This is a genomic window from Streptomyces sp. Ru72 (genome assembly GCF_002920635.1).
In the GTDB taxonomy this organism is placed as follows: domain Bacteria; phylum Actinomycetota; class Actinomycetes; order Streptomycetales; family Streptomycetaceae; genus Streptomyces.
Genome location: NZ_PQSR01000207.1, coordinates 1 through 4,250 on the forward strand (window position 1 = coordinate 1; position 4,250 = coordinate 4,250).

General features: G+C 70.7%; 3 protein-coding genes. 2 read left to right on the forward strand and 1 reads right to left on the reverse strand.

Going from position 1 to position 4,250, the window contains the following annotated elements; all coding sequences use genetic code 11:
• Positions 1-123: 123 nt before the first annotated feature.
• Positions 124-2,577, reverse strand: coding sequence for a transglycosylase domain-containing protein (locus C3488_RS39275; protein ID WP_103845591.1), 2,454 nt, complete (start codon positions 2,575-2,577; stop codon positions 124-126).
• A gap of 202 nt (positions 2,578-2,779) precedes the next feature.
• Between C3488_RS39275 and C3488_RS39280 the strand changes: the two genes are divergently transcribed.
• Positions 2,780-3,580 carry an ABC-2 family transporter protein gene (locus C3488_RS39280; protein WP_103845592.1) on the forward strand — a complete coding sequence of 267 codons (801 nt, stop codon included), beginning with the start codon at positions 2,780-2,782 and terminating at the stop codon, positions 3,578-3,580.
• Between the two features lie 70 nt (positions 3,581-3,650).
• Positions 3,651-4,250 (forward strand): ABC transporter permease (locus C3488_RS39285; protein WP_258053925.1); only part of this gene is annotated, 600 nt, incomplete at its 3' end.

Consider the following 4,250-nt stretch of genomic DNA (forward strand, 5'->3'; position numbering starts at 1 on the left):
CATCAAGGATCTGGGCGTCTGACGGTCCCGCCTCCCGCGCGTGCGAACGGCCCGTACCGGTGTGATCCGGTGCGGGCCGTTGCGATCCGGTCGGGCCGTTCGCACACGGCGAGGCCCCTGCCGCTACGACCTCCGGCCCTGCGCGCTCAGCGCCCCGCTGGTCGTCCCGCCGTTCCCCGTCGTGCCGCCGTCCCCGGTGGTCCCCCCGGTGCCGCTCGTGCCGCCCGTGCCCGTCGCGCCTCCGGTGCCGGTCGTGCCGCCGTCGCCGGTGGTGCCTCCGGTCCCCGTCGTGCCGCCGTCGCCCGTGGTGCCGCCCGTCCCCGTCGTGCCGCCGCCGGTCGTCGTACCGCCCGTACCGGGGGTGCCGCCCGTCGTCGCACCGCCCGTGCCCGGGGTGCCGCCCGTCGTCTGCCCCTGGGTCTGGCCCTGGTCCTGGCCCGGGGTGGCGGACTGGCCGCCCGTCGTGCCGCCGTCCGACTGGTCGCCGGTGGTGCCCGGCTGCTGGTCCGTGGGCCCGGTGCTCGGAGGCTCCAGCGTCTGGTCCGCGCCCGCCTGGAGCTGCAGGTCGAAGTCCTTCACCGGCTGCCCCTGCAGCGCGTCCTTGGTGAACTGCGCCCAGATCTGCGCGGGCGCGCCGCCGCCGTTGATACGGGGCAGGCCCATCGCGCCGTAGAGGGACTCGTGCTTGCCGGTGTCCGGGTCCTGGCCCATCACCGCGACCACGGTGGCCAGCTGCGGGGTGTAGCCCGCGAACCAGGCCGCCTGGTCCTCCTCCGCGGTGCCGGTCTTGCCGGCGGCGGGCCGGCCGGCGTCCTGTGCGGCGGTCGCGGTGCCGTTGTCGACCACGCTCTGCAGGACCGACGTGGTGGTGTCCGCCGCCTCCCGGCTGACCGCCTGCTTCGTGGACTGCTGCGGCAGTTCGATGTTCTGCGTGCCGTTGCTGACCTTCTCGACCAGCGTGTACGCGCCGTGCCTGCCGTGGTTGGCGAGCGTCGCGTACGCCTGCGTCATGTCGAGGACGCTCGCGGTGGCCGTACCGAGCGCGATCGACGGGTACGGCTGCAGGTCGGGCGTGTTCGCGGGCACGCCCAGGTCGATCGCGGTCTGCTTGACCTTGGACGGGCCGACGTCCACCGCCATCTGCGCGTACACGGCGTTCACGGACTTGTCCGTGGCCTTGCGGACGGTGATCGGGCCGTAGGAGACGTTGTCCTCGTTCTCGGGCGCGTAGGCCCCGCCGGACCAGCCCTGCACGGGCCGCTTGTCGGTGCCGTCGTACACCGTGTTCGGTGTGATGGTGACGCCGTCCTGGGTGCGGGAGCCGTTCTGCACCGCCGAGGTGAACACGAACGGCTTGAACGTGGAGCCGACCTGGTAGTCGCGGCGGGTCGCGTTGTTGACGTACTGCTTGGTGTAGTCGATGCCGCCGTACATCGCGAGGACCTTGCCGGTGGCCGGGTCGATGGCGGCGCCGCCGGCGCGGACGTACCGGTCGACCTTGTTGTTCTTCTTGTCGAGCTTGCTCATCACCTGGTCGTTGACGGCCTTGACGAAGGCGTCCTGCTTGGACTTCTCCAGCGTGGTGGTGATGCGGTAGCCGCCGCGGGCCAGGGTGTCCTCGTCGATGATCTTGTTGCTGGTGAGGTAGTCCTTGATCGCTTCGACCAGGTAGCCGCGCTGCCCGGACATGCCGGAGGCGTGGACCTGCTGGCGGGGCGTGGGGAAGGTCACCTTCTGGCGCTCGGCGGCGCTCAGCCAGCCCTTCTTGACCATGCCGTCGAGGACGTAGTTCCAGCGGGCCAGGGCCGCGCCCTTGTTCTCGGGGTGCGCGATGACGTCGTACTCGCTGGGCGCGTTGAGCAGGGCGGCGATGTAGGCGGCCTGGCCGACGCCGAGGTCCTTGGCGTCCACGCCGTAGTAGGCCTGGGCGGCGGCCTGGATGCCGTAGGCGTTGCGGCCGAAGTAGCTGGTGTTGAGGTAGCCCTCGAGGATGTCGTCCTTGCTCTTCTCGCGGTCCAGCTTGATCGCGATGAAGAACTCCTTCACCTTGCGGGTGACGGTCTGCTGCTGCTCGAGGTAGTAGTTCTTCACGTACTGCTGGGTGATCGTCGAGCCGGACTGCCTGCCCTTGCCGGTGGCCGTGTTCCAGGCCGCGCGGACCATGGCCTTGGGGTCGACGGCGGACTCGGTGTAGAAGTCGCGGTCCTCGGCGGCGAGCGCGGCGTGCTGGGCGGCCTTGGAGATCTGCGCGAGCTCGACGTTCTCACGGTTGACGGTGCCGTCGCGGGCCAGCTCGCTGCCGTCCGCGTACAGGTAGACGTTGCTCTGCTTGGTGGCCGCCGCGTTCGCCGCCGGGATCTTGACCGTGTAGTAGCCGAGGGCGAACAGTCCGACCAGGAGCAGCAGGCCCGCCACGAGGGTGCCGAGCACCGTCTTCCAGGTGGGGACCAGCCGGCGCCATCCGGTGCGCTTCGGCCGCTTCGGACCGTCGCCGGGGATCGCGGCGACAGGCGCCGTCCGCGGTTCTTCGGACGCCACGACCTGGCTGCTCTTCTGCGGCTGTGGCTCGTCGCTCATCGTGGTGCCGGACTCCCGTTTCGCGTCGTACGTTCCCGTACGTCCTCGTACGCCATCTGCATCCCCTGATGAAGACTGTCGCACCTTGCGTTCCAGTTCCCAGCACGAGGGACGTTCCGCGCGGGAAAACGTGTGGTACGCCACTTCGTCCGCGCGCTAGGCTCCTGCGCTTCGCCCGGAACGCGTCGAAGGGAGGACTCCCGTGGGGGCAGGGCGGTTGTACGCCGCTGTAGCCGCCGGTGGTTTCCGGAGGTACGCGACCTACCGGACCGCGACCGCGGCGGGGGTGTTCACCAACACAGTCTTCGGATTGATCTTGGCATACACCTATCTGGCCCTGTGGCACGAACGGCCGCACCTGGGGGGTTACGACGAGGGCCAGGCGCTGACGTACGTGTGGACGGGACAGGCGCTGCTGATGACGGTCTCGGTGATGGGCGGCGGCTTCGAGGACGAGCTGATCGAACGCATCCGCACCGGTGACATCGCGATCGACCTGTACCGGCCCGCAGACCTGCAGCTGTGGTGGCTGTCCGCGGACATGGGGCGCGCGCTGTTCCATCTGCTGGGCCGGGGTGTGGTGCCGCTGGTGGTGGGCGCGCTGCTGTTCCCGCTCGCGCTGCCCACGAGCCCGCTGACCTGGCTGGCCTTCCTGGTCGCGGTGGGGTTCGGGGTGGTGGTGAGCTTCGCGATCCGGTTCGTCGTGGCGCTGTGCGCGTTCTGGCTGCTGGACGGGGCGGGGGTGGCCCAGCTGTCCTGGCTGCTGGCGGTGTTCTGCTCGGGCATGCTGCTGCCGCTGAACGTCTTCCCCGGTGCGCTCGGCGAGATCGTCCGCGTGCTGCCCTGGTCGGCGCTGCTCCAGGCCCCCTTGGACGTGCTGCTCGGCACGGCGGATCCCCTGTCCACGTACGCCTTCCAGGGCGCGTGGGCGGTGGTGCTGCTGGGCGCGGGGCGGCTGGTGCAGTCGGCGGCGACCCGACGGGTGGTGGCCCAGGGTGGCTGAAGGGGACCTCGGCCGCTCGTACGGCCGGGAGGGTGCGGAGGCGTACGGGGACGAAAGGACGTACGGCCGGGTGCGCGAGGGCCTGCGCGCCTACCGTCTGATCACCGCCATGTGGGTCCGCTCCACCATGGCCTACCGCGCCTCCTTCGCGATGACCACGTTCGGCAACTTCGCCGGCACCGCGCTGGACTTCGTCGCGATCATGCTGATGTTCTCGCGGATCGACACGCTCGGCGGCTACAGCCTGCCGCAGGTGGCGTTCCTGTACGGGCTGTCCGCGACCGCCTTCGGTTTCGCCGACCTCGCGCTCGGCTCGATGGACCGGCTGGGGCGGCGGGTGCGCGACGGCACGCTGGACACGCTGCTGGTGCGCCCGGTGCCGGTGCTGGCGCAGGTCGCCGCGGACCGCTTCGGGCTGCGCCGCCTCGGCCGGATCACCCAGGGCGTGCTGGTCCTCGGGTACGCCGTCGCCGCGCTGGACATCTCCTGGACTTGGCTGAAGGTGCTGATGGTCCCGCTGGCGCTGGCGAGCGGCGCCGGGATCTTCTGTGCGGTGTTCGTGGCGGGCGCGGCGTTCCAGTTCGTCGCGCAGGACGCCTCCGAGGTGCAGAACTCCTTCACGTACGGCGGGCAGACGCTGTTGCAGTACCCGCCCACCGTGTTCGCGAAG